Here is a 22356-nt window from a genome sequence, read left to right on the forward strand (position 1 = left end):
TCCTTGCTGGAGAGGGAAAATCGGGAAAGAACGGGGGCGAAGCGGCCTCAGCCGGTGAATTCGCCCGTTTCACGGAAATAGCCGATCATTCTCGTGAACACGGCCGGGGTGATCTCCGGCCAGCGCAGGCCCAGCCGGGCCAGTTCGCGTCCGGTGCGCTCGTTGGCGTAAGTGTTGTCGCCGATGTCGAGCGCGCCTTCCTGGTAGAGCGGCGCCATCGCGGACAGCGGGTTGGCGCGGTCGGCGAGCGCCGCCCGCCACTCCCCCACCGGGATTTCCTCGAGCGGGTACCCCAGTTCGCGGATGGCCCGGTAGACGACGTCGAACGTCTTGATGTCCGGGTTGAACAGGTGCCACGTCCGGTTTTCCGCGGGCCGCGCCCGCGAGAGCCGGACCAGGGCGCGGCCGACGAAGTCGACCGGCAGCAGGTCGGTGTCGTGCTCCTCGGGCGGCGGGACGACGCCCAGCTCGAGGAAGCTCTTGACCTGCCGCCAGAGGAAGTCCTCGGTCTGCAGGGCGCCGGTTTCGCTGTTGCCGGCGATCCGGCCGATGCGGTAGATCGTCACCGGCACCCCGCGGTCGCGGGCCAGCCGCGCGATCTCTTCGGCGACCCATTTGCTCTGCGTGTAACCGATCGTGAGGTCGTCCGCGTCGTCCGGGACGTCGTCCTCGGTGATCGGCTCGGCGCGCGGCTTCGGCGAGAACACCGCCACGGTCGAGGTGTAGTGCACCGGCTTGACCGGGCCGGTCGCCGCGAATTCGACGACCCGGACCAGACCGTCCACATTGGCCTGTTTCACCGATGCGTACGGGGCGACGAAGTTGATGTGCGCGGCCGTGTGGTGGATCGTGCCGACGCGGCGGGTGAGGTCGTCGTAGTCCGGTCCGGACAGTCCGAACCGGTCGGCGGCGAGGTCGCCCGGCACCGCCGTGACCCGGTCGCGGTCGAGGGACTCGCCGATGCCGTACCGCTCGGCCGTCTCGGCGATCCGCTGCCACGCGCTCCCGGCGTCCGGCGCGCGAACCAGGCAGTGCACCCGGTTCGCCGTCCCGGCCAGCAGCTCGCGCAGCAGGTGGATGCCGAGGAACCCGGTCGCGCCGGTGAGCAGGACGTCTTCGGCGGTGGCCGCGCTCCCGGTGGCGCGGATGTGGTCCGGCAGCTTCACGTCGGCGCGCAGGTCGACGCGGCCGCCGTCGTCGGTCCCGGCCACCAGCGCGTCGATGCGCGCGGCCATCCCGCCGACGGTCGGGTCGTCGAACAGCGTCCGCAGCGGGACGTCGACGGCGAACCGCTTGCGCAGCCGGTACATCAGCTCGGTCGCCAGGATCGAGTGCCCGCCGGCGGCGAAGAAGTCCTCGTCGACGCCGACGCCGCCGGTGCCCAGCAGGTCGGTCCACGCTTCGGCGACGGCCAGCTCGGTCGGCGTCTCCGGCGGCCGGGACGCACCCGCCGGGCCGGGGTCGAACAGGTCCGGCAGCGCCTTGCGGTCGATCTTGCCGCTGGGCGCGGTCGGCAGCGCGGCGAGCCGCACGAAGTGCGACGGCACCAGGTAGTCCGGCAGCGTCCCGGACAGCGCGGACCGCACCGCGACCGGGTCGATCTCGTCGTCGGTGACGAGGTAGCCGGCCAGCCGCCGGTCCCCCGCGCCGAACGCCACCGCGGCGACGGCGGACGCGCGGACGCCGGGCAGCTCGTTGAGCGCCGCCTCGACCTCGGCGGGTTCGACGCGGTAGCCGCGGATCTTGATCTGGGTGTCGGCGCGGCCGAGGTAGGCGAACTCGCCGCCGCGGTCGTAGCGGACCAGGTCGCCGGTCCGGTAGAGGCGCCCGAACGGCGTCTCCACGAACCGTTCCCGGGTCTGCTCGGGCAGGCCGTGGTAGCCGGGCGAAAGCAGGTCGCCGCCGAGGTACAGCTCGCCCGGCACGCCGGGCGGGACGAGCCGGCCGCCCTCGTCGAGGGCCAGCATCGACAGGCCCCCGATCGGGCCGCCGATCGACGGTGCCTCCGGCCACCCGGCCGGGTCCCCGGTCAGCTCGTGCGCCGAGGCGAGGTGCGTCTCGGACGGCCCGTACATGTTGAGGAACCGGATTTCCGGGCGGCGGGCGAAGAACTCGCGGATCTGCGGGGTGATCACCAGCTGCTCGCCGACGGAGGCGATCTCCACCAGGTCCGGGAACGGCTTGTCCTCGGCCACGGCGGCCAGCTGCTGCACGGCCACGTACGGCAGGTAGGTGCGGGAGATCCGGCGTTCGCGCAGGAAGTCGCTCAGCCGGTGCAGGTCCTTCTGCAGGTCTTCGTCGATCAGCACGAGCGTGCCGCCCGCGCAGAGCGTCCCCAGGATCTCCATCACCGACACGTCGAAGGACAGCGTCATGTACTGCAGCGTCCGGCCGGTCGCGCCGACCGGCGACGTGCGCCGCAGGTATTCGACGAGGTTGGTGACCGTGGCCTCGGTGAGCACGACCCCCTTGGGCCGGCCGGTGGAGCCGGAGGTGTAGATCACGTAGATCTCGTCGTCGCCGCTCTTCAGCCGCCCCAGGTCGGTTTCGTCGCCGGCTTCGGGCTCCCCCGACTCCAGCACCAGCGCGACGCCGGAGTCCGCGAGCATGTAGTCGATCCGCTCGGCGGGGTAGGACGGGTCGACCGGCACGTACGCGGCGCCCGCCTTCAGCACGCCCAGGAGCGCGACGACCATCTCCGGCGACCGCGGGATGTGGATGCCGACGCGGTCGCCGCGTCCGACGCCCTTCGCCCGCAGGTCCCGGGCCAGGCGGTTGGCGCGGCCGTTGAGTTCGCGGTAGGTCAGCACGCGGTCGCCGTGCTCCAGCGCGGGCGCGTCCGGGGTCACCGCGGCCTGGGTCTCGAACAGCTCGGCGACCGGGCGGCGGGTGGTGTCCTCCGGCGGCGGCGCGCACCATTCCAGGACCTCTTGTTCTTGCTCTTCCGAGAGCAGCCCCAGGTCGCCGACGGTGCCGCCGGGGTGGTCGGCGAGGGCGTCGAGCAGCCGGACGTACCGGTCGCCGAACGCCTCGACGGTCTCGCGGTCGAACAAGGCCGTGTCGTACTCGAACACCCCGCGCAGTGCGGTTCCGTCCTGTTCGACGATCAGCGAGAGGTCGTACTTGGAGCTGCGGCTGACGTAGAGGTCGAGGTCGGCGTCGAGACCCAGCCGGTCCAGCGCCGCCCAGTCGGAGTCGGGGAGCACGAACATGGTCTGGAAGACCGGCGCGTGGCTCGGGCTGCGCGGCGGGTTGACCCGCTCGATGACCTTCTCGAACGGCGCGTCCTTGTGCCGCAGCGCTTCGGTGACCTCGGTGCGCGACTGCGCGTACAGTTCGCGCAGCGGCAGGTCCGCCCGCACGCGGTGGCGGAAGACGACCATGTTGACGAAGTACCCGAGCATGTCCGCCGTCTCGGGCAGGTCCCGCAACGAGACCGGGCTGCCGACGAGCAGGTCGTCCTGGCGCGTGTGCAGGTGCAGGAACGCCGCGTAGGCAGCCTCCAGGAGCATGAACAGCGTGACGCCTTCGTCGGCGGCGAGCGCGCGCAGCCGGTCGGTCAGCTCGGGCGGGAGGTCGAAGCGGACGATGTCGCCGCGGTGGGACTGCTCCTGCGGCCGTGGGCGGTCGGCGGGCAGGTCGAGCAGCGGCAGCGGCCCGGCGAGCCGGGTCTCCCAGTGCGCGAGCAGTTCTTCCAGGCGGTCGCCGCGGACTGTTTCCCGTTGCCGGCGGGCGAAATCGCGGTACTGCGGCCGGGGTTCGCCTTCGTCGTAGGCGTCCCCGGCGAGGGCGGCGTGGTAGCGGGTGAACCATTCGGTGAGGAACACCCCGGCCGACGCCGCGTCGAAGACGATGTGGTGGATGCTGCACACGACGTGCGCCGGCCCGTCGGGCTCGACCGCGCAGACGACCTTGACCAGCGGCCCGGCGGCCAGGTCGAACTCGGTGTCGACCACCTCGGCCACGACCTCGTCCAGCGGACGGCCGGCGCTCAGGGCGACGACCGAGAAATCGCAGGCCGGTTCCGCGCCGACGTGCTGGCGGACGTCGCCGTCTTCCGCGGAGAACGTGGTGCGCAGGACTTCGTGCCCGGCCATCAGCGCCAGCAGGCTTTCGTGCAGCACGCCGGTGTCGAGCGGCGTCTTGACGGTGAACACGAACGGCGCGTTGTAGGCCGCCGGGCGTGGCGAGTACTGGTCGATGAACCAGATGCCGCGCTGGCCGTAGGACGCCGGGGCGGGGCCGTCCGCCGCGGTCGCGGTCAGCCCGGGCGGGCCCCCGCGCAGGTCGTCGATGTGCCGGGCCAGGTCGGCGGGATCCTCGTGGCGCCGGACGTCTTCGGCCCCCAGGGTGACCCCCAGCAGCGCACTGAGCAGCCCGGCGAACTGCTCGTGGCCGGCCGCACCGTCGGCGGTGACGCCGGAGCGGATCCGGCGGATCACCGACTCGAGTGGGTTTTCCATGGTGTCAGTACCTCTCCGATCATCGCGGACCCCCCGTGCGTCGGTTCGGTCTGCCGGCTCAGCGGGCGGGGGTGCCCGCCCGCAGCGACTCGATGTGCTCGGCGAGGCCCCGGACGGTGCCGTGCCGGAACACGTCTTCGGGGCGCACTTCGACCGCGAAGACCGACTGCAGCCCGGAAGCGAACTTCACGAAGTGCAGGGAATTGCCGCCGTGCCCGACGAACGGGTCCGTGGCGGAGTAGTCGTCGGTGCCGATGATGTCGCGCCACATCTGCAGGATGACCGTTTCGAGGGGGTTCGTCATGGGCTGCTCCTTTTCTTTCCGGGACCGGGCGCGCGGGTCGTGCAGGGCGGCCCGGTCGATCTTTCCGTTGAGGTTCGCCGGCATCGCGTCGAGCCGGTGGAAGTCCGAGGGGATCATGTACTCCGGCACCGCGTCGGCGAGCTGCGCGATCAGTTCGCCGGCGCCGATCTCCTGACCGCTCCAGGTCGTGTAGAACGCGACGAGGCTCTTTTCGCCCGCCTCGTCGCCGAACGCCTTGACGACGGCGTGCTCGATGTCGTCGATGGACTTGAGGGCGAGTTCGACGGCGCTGGTCTCGACGCGGAACCCGCGGATCTTGACGAGGCTGTCGGACCGCCCGACGAGCACGACGTCGCCGTCGGGGGTGAGCCGGGCCAGGTCGCCGGTGCGGTACCGCGTGCCGCCGTCGACGAACTTCGCGGCCGGCGCGTCCGGCGGGTTCAGGTAGCCGTTGGCGACGCCGAGGCCGCCGACGACCAGCTCGCCGACGTCGCCGGGCGGGCACGGCCTGCCGTCGGGATCGAGCACGTCCATGGTGACGCCGGCCAGCGGCTTGCCGACCGGCACCCGGTCGAGTTCGCGGACCTCGGGCGTGACCGGGTACAGCGAGGAGATGGCGGAGTTCTCGGTGCAGCCGTAGCCGTTGAAGATCGCGGCGCCGGTGTTCTCCGCCGCGGTCGCCAGGTGCGCGGGCGACGGGAAGTCGCCGCTGACCATGATCACGCGCAGCTCGCGCAGGACGTCGAGTTCGTTGTCGACCAGGAGGTTGAACAGCCCGCAGGGCAGGCTCAGCACGCTGACGCCGCGCTTGCGGACGACGTCCCGCAGATCGGACAGCGACGGCAGGCCGGGCGGGAGCAGGACGAGCTCGGCGCCGTTGAGCAGGCTCAGCCAGAACTCGTTGCCGGAGGCGGCGAAGGAGAACGCGGCCAGCTGCACCAGGCAGTCGTCGGCGGTGATCGTCAGCTTCGGGTCGGCGACGGCCAGCCGGGCGAGGCCGCGGTGGGCCAGCCGGACGCCCTTGGGCCGCCCGGTGGACCCGGAGGTGAACAGGACGAACGCGTCGTCCCCGGCGGCGGGCGCGGTGGGCAGGTCGCCGCCGTCCTGTGAAGCGCTTTCCCCGAGCAGGTCGGCGACGTGCGCCTGCCGGACCGGGAGGTCCGCCTCGGCCAGTGACGGCTGCCCCTGGTGGACGATCGTCCGCAGGCCGGTCGCCTCGACGATGTGGCGGATCATCCGGGCCGGGTACGCCGGGTTGAGCGGGACGACGCACCCGCCGGCCTTGAGGACCGCGAGCAGCGTGACCACGAGGTCCGCCGAGCGGTCGAGGTAGAGCCCGGCCGGCGCGCCGTCGCGGACCTGCATCATGCGCAGGATCCGGGCGAGCCGGTTGGCGCGGGCGTTCAAGTCCGCATAGGACACTTCGGGACCGTCGCCGCTCAGGGCCGTCCGATGTGGATGGCCGGCGGCGGCGCGCTCGAACAGCCGCGGCAGCACGAGTTCTTCGTACCCGGCCGGATTTCCGTCGACAAGCATGGGATCCCCCGGTCCGATGGCGCCGCACGAACGGCGGCAGCAATGATCAATTCAGACGAGATGATTTCTTTTCAGCAACCAGTATGCAAAGGGCCCCAGAGGCTGTCAACCCGCCCCGAATTCGTTCGAAACTCAAATAACCGAGCGTCGCGCTTATCGCGTGAAATCGATTACCTGAGAAAATGGTGAATAGCCGTGAATTCGCGCGCGAACCGTACCGGCGGCCGCGGGCACCGCAACTCGGGCGCGCGGATCCGGTGCGGATTGACGACCATCAGCGGTGCGCGCTGCTCCGATCGGCCCAGCGAGGGATGTGAAGGCCCGGCGTGCACGCCGGGTGACATCGCGCCGGCCGCGTTTGGGCCGGCGGCCCCCAGGGCACTCGCCACCGGGAGTGCACGACTGGGGGCCGGGCGTGACCGGCGCGGCTCAGACGTCGCGGAGCGGGAAAGGCTGGGGTGTGGAGTGCAGGGAGTCGGCGACCTTCTGGCAGAGCTCGGCGAACAGGCTCGCCTCGCCCGCGGTCAGCGCCGCCCCGGCGACCTTCGCGGTCTCCCGACGCCCCTGAGCTGCGCGCATGAGGAATTCTTCGCCCTCTTCGGTCAGCGACGTCGTCTGCTCGCGCCGGTCGGTGCCGCGCGAGGTCTGCTCGATGAGGAACTGGTCCTTGAGCACGCGCAGCAGCTTGGACGTGCTCTGCCGCGAGATCCCGAGGGACTCCCCGATCGCCGAGGGCGTCAGCGGGCCGTGGATCCGCAGCGTCTCCAGCACGTCGTACTGCGACCAGGTGATCTTCTCCGGGGTCGCGCGCGTGCGCCGCGCCACCAGTACGCACTGGAGATAGGACAGCGCGTTCTCCAGTTCGCCGGGACGGCCCGGCGGAGCGGTCGGGGAACCGTGGAACTTCGTCATTGCCCACCTCAGCTTTCGAGGGAAAGCGCGCCGCAGTCGGAAGATCAGAGGATATCACTTCGCGTTCGCCGGCAGGTCACCCTCGGAGCACGACGCTCCTCGCGCGGCCGCGAAGGCCACCGACTGGTAAAGTGATTGCCGAACGGAAACCAATCGTCCGATCGACCCCGGTGCCGCGCACCCGCCGCTCCGGGACGAGGAGGCGCAGGTCATGGCGAACGGGCAGACCCGGCGCACCGGCGGCCACATCGTGCTCGAGGGTGCGTGCGAGAACAACCTGAAGAACGTCTCGCTCCGCATCCCCAAGGGCGAGATCACCGTGTTCACCGGCGTCTCGGGCTCGGGCAAGTCGTCGATCGTGTTCGACACGATCGCGGTCGAGTCGCAGCGCCAGCTCAGCGAGACGTTCAGCTGGTTCATCCGCAACCGGCTGCCCAAGCACGAGCGCCCGCGCGCGGAGCGGATGAGCAACCTGTCCACGGCGATCGTGGTGGACCAGAAGCCGATCGGCGGCAACGCCCGCTCGACCGTCGGGACGATGAGCGAGATCCACGCGATGCTGCGCGTGCTGTTCTCCCGGTACGGCAAGCCCAGCGCCGGGTCGTCGAACCTGTACTCGTTCAACGACCCCCAGGGCATGTGCGAGGAGTGCCAGGGGCTGGGCCGGACCACGAAACTCGACCTCGACCTGCTGATCGACTACGACAAGACGCTCAACGAGGGCGCGCTGGACTCGCCGCTGTTCGCCATCGGCACCTACATGTGGCAGCTCTACGCCCAGTCCGGGCTGTTCGACCCGGACAAGCCGCTCAAGAAGTTCACGAAGAAGGAATGGGACCTGCTGCTGCACGGCGGCGGGTTTCGGGTGGACCGCTCGGGCAAGCGGCAGAACTATTCGAACGAATACGAGGGCGTCGTCGTCAAGCTGACCCGCCGCTACCTGAAGAACGGCCTGGACACGCTCAAGGAGCGCGACCGCCGCGAGGTGGAGAAGATCGTCGCCGAAGGGCCGTGCGCGGTCTGCAAGGGCGGCCGGCTGAACCAGGCCGCGCTGGCGTCGAAGATCCACGGCAAGAACATCGCCGACCACTGCGCGATGGAGGTCAGCGAGCTGATCGCCGAGCTGAAGTCCCTGGACATCCCGGCGGCGAAGTCGGTACTGGCCGGCGCGCTGGCGGCACTCGACCGCGTCGAAGCGATCGGGCTGGGGTACCTGAGCCTCGACCGCGAGACCTCGACGCTGTCCGGCGGCGAGGGCCAGCGCCTCAAGACGGTCAAGCACCTCGGCAGCAGCCTCACCGACCTGACCTACGTCTTCGACGAGCCGAGCGTCGGGCTGCACCCGCGGGACGTGCACCGGCTCAACGAGCTGCTGTGCGAGCTGCGGGACAAGGGCAACACGGTCCTGGTCGTCGAGCACGACCGCGACGTCATCGCCATCGCCGACCACGTCGTCGACATGGGGCCCGGCGCGGGCACGCACGGCGGCGAAGTCGTCTTCGAAGGCACGGTCAAGCAGCTGCGACGCTCTTCCACACCGACCGGCAAGTGCCTCACGCACATCCCGGGACTCAAGGAGGAGTTCCGCGAGCCGACCGGGCAGCTGCCCATCGAGAAGGCCGATCTGCACAACCTGCACGACGTGACGGTCGACGTGCCGACCGGCGTGCTCACCGTGGTGACCGGGGTGGCGGGGTCGGGCAAGAGCACCCTCGTCTCGGGGGCGCTGCGCGAGCAGCACCCGGACGCCGTGCTGATCGACCAGTCGGCGATCGGGGTGTCGACGCGCTCGACGCCGGCGACCTACCTGGACGTCATGGACGCGATCCGGAAGCTGTTCGCCGAAGCCAACAACGCGCAGCCGGGGCTGTTCAGCTTCAACTCCGAAGGCGGCTGCCCGGAGTGCAAGGGCCGCGGCGTCATCGAGACCGATCTGGCGTACATGGACCCGGTGACGACGATCTGCGAAGCCTGCGACGGGCAGCGGTACCGGCCCGAGGTGCTCGACAAGACGTTGCGGGGCAAGAACATCGTCGAGGTCCTCGCACTGACCGTCGAAGAGGCCCTCGGCTACTTCGACGAAGAGCCGATCACGAAGAAGCTGGACCTGCTGGCCGAAGTCGGGCTGTCGTACCTGACGCTGGGACAGCCGCTGTCGACGTTGTCCGGCGGCGAGCGCCAACGGGTCAAGCTCGCGCACCGGCTGCGGGAGACCGGCAACGTCTACCTGTTCGACGAACCGACGACCGGTCTGCACATGGCCGACATCGGGCACCTGCTGGACCTGCTGGACCGCTTGGTGGACGGCGGCAACACGGTCGTGGTGATCGAGCACGACCTCGACGTGGTGAAGCACGCGGACTGGGTGATCGACCTGGGCCCGGAGGCCGGCCGCCACGGCGGGCGCGTGCTGTTCGAGGGGACGCCGGAGAAGCTGCTCAAGGACAAGAAGTCCTTCACGGCCGAATACCTGCGGGCAGACCTCGAGAACGCGAAGTGATTTCCCGGTGTACTCGTTAACTGTCCACTGAGGACAGTATATTTTGCGCACTTTCGTTGATCCACAAGCGAAACGGTTGACACATCACCCTATCGAGTGATTAGTATGGTTGCCGGAAAGCAACCATCGGATAGGAGATGCGCATGTCCCGTGGCACGACCAAGGACCGCCTCCCCGACGGGCAGCTGCGATTCGGTTTCATGTGGCTCAGCTCGCCGACGCCCACCGCGACGTCCAAGGCGGTCGCCGACCGCAACCCGGACTCGCTCGACCCGGCCACGCAGATGGACCTCGCCCGCCGCGTCGAAGACATCGGCATGGACTACGTGTTCTTCGCCGACGGCTACATCACCCACGGCGAGAACAGCGCCCGCATCGGGCACGCCCAGCCGCACATCTCGGCGCCGATCTACGCGCCGGTCGTGATGGCCGCGACGCAGCACATCGGCGTCGTCACCACCATGCACACCCGCTACCTCTCCCCCGGCGTCATCGCCCGCCTCGGCGCCAACCTGGACGCGCTCAGCGGCGGCCGCTGGGGCTGGAACATCGTGCCGGGCTGGAAAACGCCGGAGGCCGAGCTGCTCGGCGCGCCCACCGACACCGACCACGACCTGCGCTACAAGATCACCACCGAAGCCGTCGAAGCGGTCAAGACGCTGTGGGCCGCGCGCGGTGAGCACGTCGAATTCCACGGCGAATACCACGATCTGCGCGGCAGCCTGATCGGCCCGCACATCGAGCAGCAGCCGTGGCCGTGCCTGTTCAACGCCGGTGTCTCGGCCGCGGGCCAGCAGCTGATCGCCGAAACCTGCGACTTCGCGTTCACGCCGTTGCCGGACGACTACTCGAAGGTCCGCAAGACGGTCGACTCGCTGGCCGGGCGCACCGAGGCCGCCGGGCGGGATCCGCTGGACGTCAACATGGCCGGCGCGGTCGGCGTGCTGCTGGGCAAGACCGACACCGAGGCCCAGGAGAAGTTCTCCTGGGTGCGCGACTCGCTCGACATGGGTGCCGCGCGGGACATCGCGACCGAGCTGATGGGCGGCAGCGAGACCTACCAGGAGAACTACGAGGGCGAGTTCGACGACATCGCCCGGACGCTCGGCCTGGCGTGCGGCAGCAAGGTGCTCGTCGGGTCGCCGGAGACGGTCGCCGGGCAGCTGCTGGACCTGCACCGCGAGACCGGCGTGCGCGGGTTCATGTTCCTGCCGGTGATGTACGACGCCGAGCAGATCGAGCTGATGGGCGAAGTCTTCCCGTACCTGGAGAAGGCGAACGTCTGGACCCCGCCCGCGGAGCGCGGCTGGAGCTGGTGACGGTGCCCGCGCTCACCTCCGCCGACCTGCGCCGGCACCTCGGCGAAGACCTGCGCGGCCTGCGCCCGCCCCGGACGGCGATCGTCGTCGGGGCGGGGCTGGCCGGCCTGGCCGCCGCCTGGGAGCTGCACCGGGCGGGGTGCGAGGTCACCGTGCTCGAGGCCACCGAACGGGCCGGTGGCCGGGCCCGCACCCTGCGGCAGCCGTTCGCCGACGGCCTGCGGGTCGAGGCCGGGGCGATGACCGTGACGCCGGAATGCCACTACGTCACCCACTACCGGCAGCGGCTGGGCGTCGGGCTGGACCGGTCGGACCTGCTCGACCAGGACTTCTCCTACTTCGTCGACGGCAGGTTCGTCCGCCCGGACGCCGATTCCCTCGCCGCGGCCGGCCTGCCGCTCGCCGACCACGAGCGCGGTCTGGGGGTCCCCGAGCTGATCGCCCGGTACGTCACGGCGGCCGCCGACGAGCTCGGCGCCGGCCTGACCGCGCCGCACTGGGCACCCTCGGCCGACCTCGAGGAGCTCGACCGATCCTCCGTGGACGAAGTGCTGCGCGCCCGCGGGGCGTCGCAGACGGCGATCGACCTCATGGAACCGATGTTCCTCGAGATGCGCGGCGGCGACCTGCTCTCGGCGTCGGCGTTGTCGTGGCTGCGTCATGAAAGCGGTTACCGCTCGCTGCTCACCTCGACCGAGGGGTGGGGGAAGATCGACGGCGGCACCGACGAGCTGCCTCGCGCCTTCGCGCACCGGGTGCGCGACCGCATCCGCTACCGGGCGCCGGTCGTGCGGCTCGACCAGGACGACGACTCGGCCACGGTGACCTACCTCGACCACGGCCGGCTCGCCCGGCTCGGCGCCGACCGGGTCGTGGTGACGGTGCCGTTCAGCGCGATCCGCCACGTCGACGTCAGCCACGCGCGGCTCTCGGAAGCGAAGGTCGACGCGATGCGCAAACTGCGGTACGCGTCCATCGTCCGGGTCTACCTCCAGGTGCGCGAGCAGTTCTGGAAGGGGCACAACGTCTCGGTGTCGACGGACCTGCCGATCCGCTGGGTCCGCGACGCGACGGCGAACCAGCCGGGCCCGAGGCGCATCCTCGAGGTGCTGATGACGGGCTGGCGCGCCCGCGCGATCGCGGCGATGACCGAGGAGGAGCGCGTGCGGTTCGTGCTGGACCACGTGGACACGATGTTCCCGGGCGCGCACGAGCAGTTCGAACTGGGGGTTTCGGTGGCGTGGGACCACGAGCCGTGGATCGAGGGGTCCTACGTCCTGCCGGAGCGCGGGCACAGCAAGCTGATGCCGGCCATCCGCGCGCCGGAGAACCGCATCCACTTCGCCGGTGAGCACACTAGTTTCGAACCCAACGGCGGGTCGATGAACTACGCGCTCGAATCGGGCGTCCGCGCTTTTGTCGAATCGTGCACGGCGGGCTGACTGCCCGCCGTCACCGGATCGGTGGTTGTATTTTCTCGCGGATCCGCGCCTCCTCTACCCAGGAAGTCCAGGTGAGGGGGCGAACCGTCGATGAAGGTGTGGTGGAGCGCGGCGGCCGCGGCCGCGATGCTCGTGGCGGGATGCGACGGGACGTCCGCGCCCGGAAACCCGGCGGCGACGACCGGGGAACCGGCTCCGGTGACGTCCGGACCTTCGGCGGAGCCCTCCGAGCCGCCGGCACCGGGTCCGTCGCGGAGCCCGGACCCGCCCGGCGCGCTGGGCAGCCCGATCAGGTACGACAGCACCCAGGTCGGGTCGCACGACCGCCTGGCCAAGGACGTCCGGGACTCCCTCGAAGGGCAACTGGACGACGCCACCCGGGGCCTGGGGTGCCCGCGACCGCGGTGCGGGATCACCGTCCGGATCGACGGCAGCGAAACCGCGTGCGCCGTGTTGCTCACCCCGGCTTTGGAAGTCGGGCGCGGCGGGGTCGTCACCGTCCACACCGCACCGTGCCCGGACACCGGGGAACCGGCTCCGCCGGCGGGAAGCACGTCGGACTCGCCTTCGGAAACACCGTAGGTGCCCGTGCCCGGCCGCGGAGCCCGCCGCACCGGCCTGCGGCGACCCGAACCCGAAGACGGCGCCGCCCGCGCGAAGGCCGGGGCTTCGCAGGCGCTCAAGGTGATCGCGTCGGTGGCGGCGAACCTCGCCCTGTTCAGCGCGTTGCTGTACTTCTTCGGACTCGTCTACACGCAACAGTTCTTCGGCTACTTCCGGGTGCACTACACCGTGCTCGACCAGACCGCGCAAGAGATCCTCGCGCGCGGCGCCTTCGGGCTGCACCTGCCGATCGGCGCCGCGGCGGGTACCGGGCTGGTGCTGTTCGCCGTCGTCCGGCTCGCGCGGTTCCTGCTGCCGGACCGGATCCGGGCTGCGCTGGCCCGCATCGGTCCGCCGGTCGCGACGATCGCGGGTCTGGCTCTGGTCGGGGTCACCGTGCCCGCGGTGCTCGGCGCCGACCCGTTCGACCTCTACGCCGGATTGCCCGGGCTGGCCTTCGCGACCGGTGTGGTCCTCGCGGTGACCGGCTGGCGCCGGCTGGTGCCCGGTACGCACGCCCCGGCGTTCCTGGTCGCCGAATGGATCACCACGTACCTGCTCGTGGCCTTCGGGCTGTTCTGGGCGGTCTCCGACTACTCGGCGCAGGTCGGCGTCCGGGAGGCGTTCACCGCCGCGGCACGGATACCCGCGCTGCCCGCCGTCACCGTCTACAGCGAGCGCAGCCTCAGCCTCGAGGCGGAAGGCGTCCGGCAAGCCGGCTGCGGACAGCCGGAAGCCGCGTACAAGTACCGGTACACGGGGTTGAAGCTGCTGCTCCAGTCCGGTGGGCAGTACGTGTTCGTGACCGCGCGGTGGCGCCCGTCGGACGGCGTCGCGTTCGTCGTCCCCCGCTCCGGCGCGCTGCGCCTGGAGTTCGCCCCGCCCGGCGCGACGCCGAGCGGGGGGTGCTGATCCTCAGAACCCGGGGAACACCCGGCGCAGGTCCTCGAGCGTGACGCTCCCTTCGACCGTGACCCCCTGGTCGTACGGCGCCTTCAGCCGGCCGCTGAGCAACCGGATGACCGCTTCCGCCGGGCCGGTGAACGTCGCGGACGGCGACTCGAGGTGGTCCACCACGGTCACCGCGTCGTCGATCACCAGGGCACCGCCGGGGACCGCGACCGACGCCGGCTGCGTGAGCTCGGCCGGCTTCGCGAAGAAACCCACGAGGAACCCCAGCGGCCCGGTCAGCAGGTCGACGAGCACCTCCGCCGATCCGGCGTCCACCCCGGCCTGGGAATCGAACGCCACCCGCACGTCCCACGAGTGGTTGGCGACCTCGTTGAGCCGCATGCCCAGCGCGGTCACCAGCGGGACCGGCTCCGGCAGGAAGCCGAGGTCGACGGTCAGCGCGGAACGCTGCCCGGCCGTCAGCGCCTCGACCGTGTCGAGCCAGCGGGCGTTGTGCGCCAGGAACCCCTCGGCCTGCGCACGCGGCGCGGACGCGTCCCAGCGGGCCCAGATCGTCTGGTTGTCCTCGGCCGCCACGGTTTCCCCGGCGGCCCGCGCGATCGGCGCGCGGCCGATCTCCGCGCCGCTGCCGAGGTGGGAGAGCGCCTGGGCGACGGTCCATTCCGCGGCGCCGCTGGGCGCGGCCAGCTGCTCGTCGGTGAGGGTGCGGACGAGGCCGGCGAGCGCGTCGTGCTCGGTGCGCAGGGCGGTGATCGTGCGGTCCACGAGTTGGCTCATGCCACGCTCAACCCGCGGGTGCGCGCGGATGTTCCGCCGATCACCCACCGGCCCGGCGCACCCCGGGATCCGTGCGGCCGAACAGCTGCTGGGCGACGCTCTTGCAGACCTCCGCCCCGTACCGGTACCCGGCACCCTGGTCCGGGTAGCGGACCATGACCGCGAGCACCCACCGGTCCCAGATCGCCAGGCAGGTCACCGCCCACCGGTTCCCCTGCCGCGCCCGGTCGTTCCCGAGCGCCGGGTGGAGCCCGGCGAAGACCGGCGCCTCCGGGATGCCGAACGCGTCGCCGGGCCCGGCCTGCCGCATCAGGTCGAGCAGCTTGTCCCGCCACCGCGGGCTCAGGCCCGGACCGCGGGCCACGCACCGGCCGAGCAGGCTCGCGTCGGGCGCGGACATCGTGGTCTCGGCCCACCGGCCCGGGTGGACCAGCGTGTCGCGCAGCCCGCAGGTCCGGATCATCCGGGCGAGCGAGGCGTCCCCGCCGAGCCGCCGGTACAGCGTCTGCGCGGCGCGGTCGTCACCGCCGCGGACCACCCGGGTCACCCTGGCCTCGTCCGCGGCCGGGAGCGGCGAGTCCCGGGAGGCGAGGTAGTCCGCGGCGAGCCAGAGCTCGACCAGGGATTCGGTCGTGGTGCGCAGCGTCCCGTCGCCGACGACGGCGCCGGTGCCGAGGTCGCGCAACGCCCACGACCATTCGCCGCGGACGTCGACGGTCACCACCTCGTCCACCGCGGCCGGCGCGGTCGTGACCGGCGGGACGGGCAGGTACACCACCGGCCGTTCCGCCGCGACGGGTGCCTGCACCGGACGGAGGCAGACCGCCGCGGTGAGCGCACCGACGACGAGGCAGACCAGGGCGAGGAGCACGGAACCACGCATCGGAACCCCTTCGGCCGGGCGCGCAGCCCCGCTATCGGTTGAGCCGCACGGAATCCAGCAGGGCCTGCGCGGCCGCCTTATTGGGGTAGGAGCTGCTCATTTCGAGGGTGTACCCGCCGAGCTTCTTGCTCAGGTGCGCGGGCAGCGGGTCCTTCGGGTCGACGGCGCCCGTCGATTCGCCGGTGCCGGTCAGGAACACGAACAGGGAGAAGCACCCGGGGGGCAGCGGTGCCAGGTTCGCTTCGAGGTCGGGGCAGAGCACGAGGGTGTTGGTCTCGGGCTCGCTGGTGAACGTCGCGACCTTCTGCCCGTCGGGGACCTGCAGGGACTTCAGCGGGGACGCGAGCGCCGGTGGCGTGGTACCGATCTTCGCCAGCAGCCCGAGCATTTCCGCGGCCTGCACCGGCTTCGAGGTCTCCACCCGGACCCACCGCTGCGGTCCGTCCTGCCACATGACGGTCTGCGGGTGCGCGAGCTGCCCGGCGGTCGTGGGTTTCGCGGGCAGTGCGCCCGCGGGGGCGCGGCCGTCGCGGACTTGGATCTCGAACCCGTACCGGTGGTCCTGCCCGTAGTGGAGGCTGGCGAAGTGTGGCTGGACGGCCCAGAACAGCAGGTTCCAGGACTTGTCCTCGAGGGAGATCGCCGGCGCGGGCGGGGGCACCTTCGCGGCGTCCGGTGCCGCGCTCGGCGCGGACGACCCCGGGCCCGCGAGCGTGGCCGGCGGCGTCACCGCCGGGCTGCCCCGGTCCAGCAGCCCGACCGCGCCGGCACCCAGCGCGGCCACGGTCAAGGTCACCGCGGCGACGCTGGTCGCCCGCCGCCGCCGGATCCGCCGGGTGGCGCCGGCGAGCACGGCACCCGGGTCGGGGGCCAGCGACTCCTGCGCGCGCAGCACGCGGCGCAGCTCGTCGAGGTCGGTCATCACACGCTCTCCTTGCCTTCTTCGATCCCGACGCGCAGCGAGCTCAGGCCGCGCGAGATGTGGCTGCGCACGGTTCCGGGCGCGCAGCCGAGCACCGCGGCGATCTCCTGGTCGTCGCGGTCCTCGTAGAACCGCAGCACGATCGACGCGCGCTGGGCCCGGCTCAGCCGCGCGAGCAGCCCGTCGAGCTGGTCGGCGTCGGCGATCCGCCGCGCCGGATCGGGCGCGGCCTGCTCCCGGAGCAGGGCCACGTCCGGCGTGGGGCGCACGGACCGCTGGTACCACCGGCGCCGCCAGCCGAGGTAGCCGTTGACGACCATCTTCCGGAGGTAGAGCTCAGGCCGGTCGGCGGCGGCCACGTGCCGCCACCGCTGGTGCGCCCGCACGAGCGCGTCCTGCACGACGTCCTGGGCCAGTTCCCGGTCCCCGGTCAGCACGGCGGCGAACCGCACGAGACCGGGCAGCTGCTCGCGCGAGAACTCTTCGAACTGCACACCCCTTAAGATGCCGCCGCTCCGCCGCGCTGTTGCAGTCGCGGCCGGAAAAGTTCGGACCGCCGTCAGCGGTATGCCCCGGCCCGGGCGTGCCCCTCGATCGGGCGATGGACGTCGAGCCCGGTCCCTACCCGTCCGCGGACGCCGCGGCGCTCGCGTTCACCGTCCGCCGGGTGGAAGGGCTCCGGCCACGGTGGTCCGCCGTCTGCCGGGCCTGCGCCTGGGGATCCCCGCGCTCAGGAACCGGCCGGGCTCTGGTCGTCGCGGCGCGGGCGGCCGGTCTGCAGGGCGGTCCACTCCCGCTGCCACTGGGCGAAGCGGTGGCGGTCCAGCACGAAGACCACCACGCGGTAGCCACCGACGAGCACCGACGTCACGGCCGCCCAGAAGGTCAGCGCCGCGAGCGGGCCACCGACGACCGCCGCGGCCGCGGTGAGCGGGCGTTCGCTCGGCGTACCCGTCCGATCCAGCCAGATGTCGATCCGCCGGCCCGCGGCCGCGCCCGCCGGCGCGTCGACGTCGCCGACGCGCTGCTGCCCGTCGCGGGTCCACCAGGTCGCCCGGGCCGGGCCGGAGTCGAAGGGCGTGCCGCCGCGGCCGGCCGCGGCCGGCAAAGGACCGTCGGTCAGCAGGGTCGCTGCCACGGTGTAGCGGGTGGCCGTCTGTTCGCGGGACTTCGCCGCCTCCACCGCGTAGACGCCGATGCCGAGCAGCACCGCTCCCGCGGCCGCCACGAGCGACAGGAGGATCACCAGGCCCAGCAGCCGCGCCTGGAGCCGGTCCGACGGCCGGGCCGGCGAGCCGCGTCCGGGCAGGAGGCTGTGCCGCAGCCGGGTCAACCGCATCCTGGTGTCCATCGCTCCTGCCCTCCGCGCCGCCGGAAACCTGCCGCCAGCATGGCCGGGGACCGCGGGCGCGGCGCAGGGGAAACAGTCCTCGTCCCGCGGGCCCTGCGGCCGTTCCCGCCACCGCGGTTCCGGTGACTTTGGGCCCTGGCCGTGGCAGCCCGGAAAGCCCGACGCTGGACGCGAGCCCGTCGAGTGAGAGGCCGCCCCATGCAGACCGTCGACGTCGGTGCGCTGTCCGTCTCGGCCTACCGGACGGTCGCCCCGGACTGGATCGTGGAGCCCCTGCTGGAGGTCGCGGGCCGGCTGCGCGGCGCGCGGGTGCTCCACCTGAGCGCGACCCCCTACGGCGGCGGCGTTTCCGAGCTGCTGCGCTCGGTCGTCCCGCTCTACACCGATCTCGGGGTCCGCACGAGCTGGAAGATCATCAGCGGCGAGCCGGAGTTCTTCGCCGTGACGAAGAAGCTGCACAACGCCTTGCAGGGCGGCACCGAACCGCTCACGGACGCCGACATCCGGCGCTACGAAGAGACCTCGCGCCGCAACGCCGAACAGCTGTCGGCCGACCCGGACTTCCGGGACTGCGACTTCGTCTTCGTGCACGATCCGCAGCCCGCCGCCGTACTGTCCTATGCGGACGGTCGGCGGGCCCGGTCGGTGTGGCGCTGCCACATCGACACGTCCGAGCCCGCGCCGGGCGCGTGGGACTACCTCGGCGGGTTCGTCGAACGCTACGACGCGACGGTCTTCACGATGGCGGACTTCGTGCCCCCGACGCTGCCGCGCGACCGCGCGGACCTCATCTGCCCGGCGATCGACCCGCTCAGTCCCAAGAACATGTCCCTCGACGAGCGGACCGCGCACGCGGTGCTCAACTGGATCGGCATCGAACCCGGCCGCCCGCTCGTGACGCAGGTGTCGCGGTTCGACCCGTGGAAGGACCCGCTGGGCGTGATCGACGCGTTCCGCCTGATCCGGCCCGAGGTACCCGGGCTCCAGCTCGCGCTGGTCGGCTCGATGGCGCTCGACGACCCCCAGGGCTGGGACGTCTACCGCCAGATCGGCGAGGCCGGTCGCGACGACCCGGACATCCACGTCTTCACCAACCTCACCGGCGTCGGCAACGTGGAGGTCAACGCGTTCCAGCGGTGTTCGTCGGTGATGATCCAGAAGTCGGTCCGCGAGGGGTTCGGGCTCGTCGTCTCCGAGGCGCTGTGGAAGGGCACGCCGGTCGTCGCGGGCCGGGCGGGCGGGATCCCCCTGCAGGTCGCCGACGACACCGGCGGCCTGCTCGTCGGCTCGACCGACGAGTGCGCGAAGGCGCTGCTCGAGCTGCTGCGGGACCCGGTCCGCGCGGCGGCGACGGGGGCGGCGGGCCGCGAGCGGGTCCGGCGGCACTTCCTCCTCCCCCGGCTCCTGCTCGACGAGCTGACCCTGCTGGACGGCCTCGCCCACGGCGACCCGCCCGGCGCGCTGCTGACCCGGTCCGACCACCGCGACCCGGTCTGCGGGCTGACCGTCCCGCCCGGCGCGCCCACCACGGTCCGCGACGGGCAGACCCACCGCTTCTGCTCGTCCCGGTGCCGCACCGCTTTCCTGGAAGGAGAAGCATCGTGACGACCCGGCAGTGGCACGGCGGCGAACTGCGCTGGAACGCCGAGACCGAGGACTGGACCGTGCTCGCCCCCGGCCGTCAGGACCGCCCGCACCACCTCGGCCCGGCCGGGTGCCCGTTCTGCCCGGGTGCCGGCGAGGACACCCCGCCGGAGACCTGGCGGCTGCCCGATGCCGGCGGAGGCTGGCGGGTGCGCGCGGTCCCGAACCGCTACGCGCTGTCCGACAAGCACGAGATCGTCATCGAATCACCGCGCCACGACTGGGATCTGGCGACCGGCACCGAAGCCGAGGTCGCGGACGTCCTGACGGCGTGGCAGCACCGCCTCCGGGCGCTGCGGCCCTCGGCCGCCCAGGTCGTCGTGTTCCGCAACCACGGCCTCGCGGCCGGGATCTCCCTGGCGCACCCGCACTCGCAGGTGGCCGGGCTGCCGGTGCTGTCCGCCGGCACCCGGCGCGAACTGGAGACCGCGCGCACGCACCACCGCGACCGGGGGCGGCGGCCGGCCGACGAACACCTCCGGGCGGCGCTCAGCGAGGGCAAGCGGATCGTCTTCGCCGACGACCACGCGGTCGCCTACACGCCGTTCGCGCCGATCGCGGCCTACGAGGTCCGGATCGTCCCGCACCACCCGCGGGCGGACTTCGCGGCCGCGACCGCCGAGGAGATCCACGCGGCGGCCGGGTGCCTGCGGGCGGTGCTCGCCGCGTTGCGCGCCGAGCTGGCCGATCCGGCGTACAACGTCGTCCTGCGGACCGCGCCCCGCGGCTACGAGAGCGCGCCGTTCCTCGCGTGGTCGCTGCAAGTGGTGCCCCGCCTGGAGGTGCCGGCCGGGCTGGAGCTGGCGACCGGCGTCCCCGTGACGACGGTGGTCCCGGAACACGCCGCCGCCCGCCTGCGCACCGCGGTCGGCGCGGCCCGGCCGCGGTGAGCTCACTCCCCTGCGGGCGGGACCTCCGGCACGATCCGGAACACCGGGACGTCCGCGGCGATCCGGGCGAAGTCTTCCAGCGGAGCGCGCCGGTCGACCGCGATGTGGGCCCGGGCCCCGGGTGCGACGGCCAGGTAGCGGCGAAGCACCGGCGGACGCTCCTCGGGGGCGATCTCTTGCAGCCGCACGGTTTCGTCGCGGCCGTGCCGGAGCAGCACGTGCCCGCCGGCGGCGCGGACGTTGCGCACCCACTGGGTCCGTTCGCCCAGCATCGCCACGAGGTAGCGCTCGCCGTCGTGGTCGGCGACCACGAGGGGAACCCGGACCAGCCGCCCGGTGGCCCGGCCGGGCACCTCGAGCGTCACGACCCGCTTCGGCAGCACGCCGGCCCCGTACGCGAGCGCGGCACCGCGGTTCATCAGCCGGGCCACGCCGTGGGGCCGGCCGCCGCGGTACTGGCGGCGGTACCACCGGTGCACCGGGCCGTCCGGCCGCGCGCGGCGGCCGTCGACGAGGGACGCCGCGTCGTCGCGGATCGTCCGCAACGTGGCCAGCATGACGAAGCGCGCGAAGGGCCGGACCAGCAGCCAATGCCGGGCGAACCGGCGGGCCGACCCCGGGTCGGTGGCGGCGGCCCGGGCTTCGTAAGTGACCAACGTGCGTGCGGAGCCGTAGGGCCGCACCGAAATCCCGGCCGTGACCCGGCACCAGCCGGGTTCGGTGAACTCCGCGAACTCCGCGGGCGTCATCGCCCGCACGTCGAACCACTCGACGCCGGGCAGCCAGAACCGCCCGACCGTGCCCAGGACCACTTCGCGTCCCGGCGTTTCGCCCAGCCGCACCCAGCCGGGGAGCCCGGTGCCGCGGCCGAAGGGCTTCAGCTCGGCCGCCGTGGTCCGCCTGAACACCGCCAGGTCGGTCAGCGGCGACCGGACGCGCAGCAGATCGAGCTCGGCCACGGCTCGCCAGGTTTCTCCGACGTCGGCGTCGGCGACCACGTGCTCGATCAGCGTGACGTCGAACCTCGGCAGGAACCGGTCGGTCAGCAGGTCTTCGCCGGTGACGGCGGTGTCGGTCATGGCCGTGCCTTTCGTTCGGCGGGCAGGTCACCCGCGGGGCTTGCGGAGGCCGGCGCGGACCAGGGTCACCAGCCCGACGGCCAGTCCGAGCACGGAGCCCGTGAACCCGGCCGCGAGCAGGATGCGGGCCACGGCGGCCCAGTCGAACGACGAACCGCCGAAGTCGAACGGGAAGACCTGCCACAGCCGCACCAGCGCGACCAGGCCGGCCGCCGTCGTCACCACGCCGTCGAGGGCGACCAGCCACTCGGGGTCGTGCCACAGGTGCACGAAGCCGGTGACCGCGCCGGCCACCAGGGCGAGGTCGACGACCCCGACCACGGAGGAGAACGCGGGGGTGAGGAACGGCACCACCGCCCAGCCGGGCCGTCCGTTGATCAGCACGAGCAGGACACCGTTGACCACCACCCCGGCGAAGTACCCGGCGAGCCGGGTGCGGGCGGGCCGTCGAGGGGGCTTCACGCCGGTCGTCATCGTGACCTCCGTTCACTCCGATCGTCGTCCGCGGGGCCGGGTCACCGCAGGGTCGTGGGTCCTCGGCGGGAGAGCCGAAAGGCCGCTCTTCAGCCGGCTTCGCGGCACAGCAGCGCCAGTTCCGAGATCGTCAGGGTTCCCGCGTGGGAAAGCGCTTCGAAGACGACCTTCAGCTTCCCGCTTACGCCCACGCCGAGCGGGATCGCGTCCCGGACCGGCACGGTGACGAGCAGCGGGCTGACCGCGTTGCCGAGCGCCGCCCCGGCGCCCGCGGCCCGCCCCGACACCGGCACGGCGATCGCGAACGCGCCGACGGTTTCCCCGCGGGCCGCGAGCAGCCGGGGC

General features: G+C 72.2%; 18 protein-coding genes. 7 read left to right on the forward strand and 11 right to left on the reverse strand.

Annotation, left to right across the window (positions count from 1 at the left end; translation table 11 throughout):
- Window positions 1-47: 47 nt before the first annotated feature.
- The 3 genes from ACWEVP_RS20290 to ACWEVP_RS20300 all read right to left on the reverse strand — a co-directional run bounded on the left by ACWEVP_RS20290 (window position 48) and on the right by ACWEVP_RS20300 (window position 7215).
- Entirely contained in the window at window positions 48-4463 is a 4416-nt protein-coding gene (locus tag ACWEVP_RS20290) for a non-ribosomal peptide synthetase family protein (protein ID WP_452064097.1), read from the reverse strand.
- A 58-nt stretch (window positions 4464-4521) separates the two neighbouring features.
- Window positions 4522-6303, reverse strand: coding sequence for a non-ribosomal peptide synthetase (locus tag ACWEVP_RS20295; protein WP_452064098.1), 1782 nt, complete (start codon window positions 6301-6303; stop codon window positions 4522-4524).
- Between the two features lie 429 nt (window positions 6304-6732).
- Entirely contained in the window at window positions 6733-7215 is a 483-nt protein-coding gene (locus ACWEVP_RS20300) for a MarR family winged helix-turn-helix transcriptional regulator (RefSeq protein ID WP_452064099.1), read from the reverse strand.
- Window positions 7216-7426: 211 nt separating this feature from the next.
- Between ACWEVP_RS20300 and ACWEVP_RS20305 the strand changes: the two genes are divergently transcribed.
- The 5 genes from ACWEVP_RS20305 (at window position 7427) to ACWEVP_RS20325 (ending at window position 13991) form a co-directional block, all read left to right on the forward strand.
- Entirely contained in the window at window positions 7427-9715 is a 2289-nt protein-coding gene (locus ACWEVP_RS20305; RefSeq protein WP_452064100.1) for an ATP-binding cassette domain-containing protein, read from the forward strand.
- Between the two features lie 143 nt (window positions 9716-9858).
- On the forward strand, window positions 9859-11034 hold the full coding sequence (locus ACWEVP_RS20310; protein WP_452064101.1) for an LLM class flavin-dependent oxidoreductase: 1176 nt from the start codon (window positions 9859-9861) through the stop codon (window positions 11032-11034).
- Window positions 11035-11036: 2 nt separating this feature from the next.
- Window positions 11037-12476, forward strand: a complete 1440-nt coding sequence (locus tag ACWEVP_RS20315) for a flavin monoamine oxidase family protein (RefSeq protein ID WP_452064102.1) — start codon at window positions 11037-11039, stop codon at window positions 12474-12476.
- Window positions 12477-12566: 90 nt separating this feature from the next.
- Window positions 12567-13058, forward strand: a complete 492-nt coding sequence (locus ACWEVP_RS20320) for a hypothetical protein (RefSeq protein ID WP_452064103.1) — start codon at window positions 12567-12569, stop codon at window positions 13056-13058.
- 6 nt (window positions 13059-13064) lie between these two features.
- Complete coding sequence (locus ACWEVP_RS20325; protein WP_452064104.1) at window positions 13065-13991, forward strand: hypothetical protein; 927 nt, start codon at window positions 13065-13067, stop codon at window positions 13989-13991.
- Window positions 13992-13994: 3 nt separating this feature from the next.
- On the opposite strand, the gene ACWEVP_RS20330 is transcribed toward ACWEVP_RS20325, so the two are convergent.
- The 5 genes from ACWEVP_RS20330 to ACWEVP_RS20350 form a co-directional block, all read right to left on the reverse strand.
- Window positions 13995-14768, reverse strand: coding sequence for a maleylpyruvate isomerase family mycothiol-dependent enzyme (locus ACWEVP_RS20330; protein WP_452064105.1), 774 nt, complete (start codon window positions 14766-14768; stop codon window positions 13995-13997).
- A 40-nt stretch (window positions 14769-14808) separates the two neighbouring features.
- A complete protein-coding gene (locus tag ACWEVP_RS20335; protein ID WP_452064106.1) occupies window positions 14809-15651 on the reverse strand; it encodes a serine hydrolase in 843 nt (280 codons plus the stop codon).
- A 31-nt stretch (window positions 15652-15682) separates the two neighbouring features.
- Window positions 15683-16573: a hypothetical protein gene (locus ACWEVP_RS20340; protein WP_452064107.1), complete on the reverse strand. Its 891-nt coding sequence runs from the start codon at window positions 16571-16573 to the stop codon at window positions 15683-15685.
- Window positions 16573-17067, reverse strand: coding sequence for a SigE family RNA polymerase sigma factor (locus tag ACWEVP_RS20345; RefSeq protein ID WP_452064108.1), 495 nt, complete (start codon window positions 17065-17067; stop codon window positions 16573-16575). The genes ACWEVP_RS20340 and ACWEVP_RS20345 overlap by 1 nt, the downstream gene beginning before the upstream one ends.
- Window positions 17068-17303: 236 nt before the next feature.
- A complete protein-coding gene (locus ACWEVP_RS20350; protein WP_452064109.1) occupies window positions 17304-17924 on the reverse strand; it encodes an Rv1733c family protein in 621 nt (206 codons plus the stop codon).
- Between the two features lie 198 nt (window positions 17925-18122).
- Between ACWEVP_RS20350 and ACWEVP_RS20355 the strand changes: the two genes are divergently transcribed.
- Entirely contained in the window at window positions 18123-19529 is a 1407-nt protein-coding gene (locus tag ACWEVP_RS20355; protein ID WP_452064110.1) for a glycosyltransferase, read from the forward strand.
- The gene (locus ACWEVP_RS20360; protein WP_452064111.1) at window positions 19526-20458 is read left to right on the forward strand and encodes a galactose-1-phosphate uridylyltransferase; all 933 of its coding nucleotides are present in this window, start codon (window positions 19526-19528) and stop codon (window positions 20456-20458) included. Before ACWEVP_RS20355 ends, ACWEVP_RS20360 begins: the two co-directional genes overlap by 4 nt.
- 2 nt (window positions 20459-20460) lie before the next feature.
- Here the strand turns inward: ACWEVP_RS20360 and ACWEVP_RS20365 are convergent, their stop codons facing one another.
- The 3 genes from ACWEVP_RS20365 to ACWEVP_RS20375 form a co-directional block, all read right to left on the reverse strand.
- Complete coding sequence (locus tag ACWEVP_RS20365; RefSeq protein ID WP_452064112.1) at window positions 20461-21537, reverse strand: nitroreductase/quinone reductase family protein; 1077 nt, start codon at window positions 21535-21537, stop codon at window positions 20461-20463.
- A gap of 27 nt (window positions 21538-21564) precedes the next feature.
- On the reverse strand, window positions 21565-22011 hold the full coding sequence (locus ACWEVP_RS20370; protein WP_452064113.1) for a hypothetical protein: 447 nt from the start codon (window positions 22009-22011) through the stop codon (window positions 21565-21567).
- Between the two features lie 89 nt (window positions 22012-22100).
- Window positions 22101-22298 carry a hypothetical protein gene (locus ACWEVP_RS20375; RefSeq protein ID WP_452064114.1) on the reverse strand — a complete coding sequence of 66 codons (198 nt, stop codon included), beginning with the start codon at window positions 22296-22298 and terminating at the stop codon, window positions 22101-22103.
- Window positions 22299-22356: the final 58 nt, after the last annotated feature.

This window comes from Amycolatopsis sp. NPDC003865, assembly GCF_053605345.1.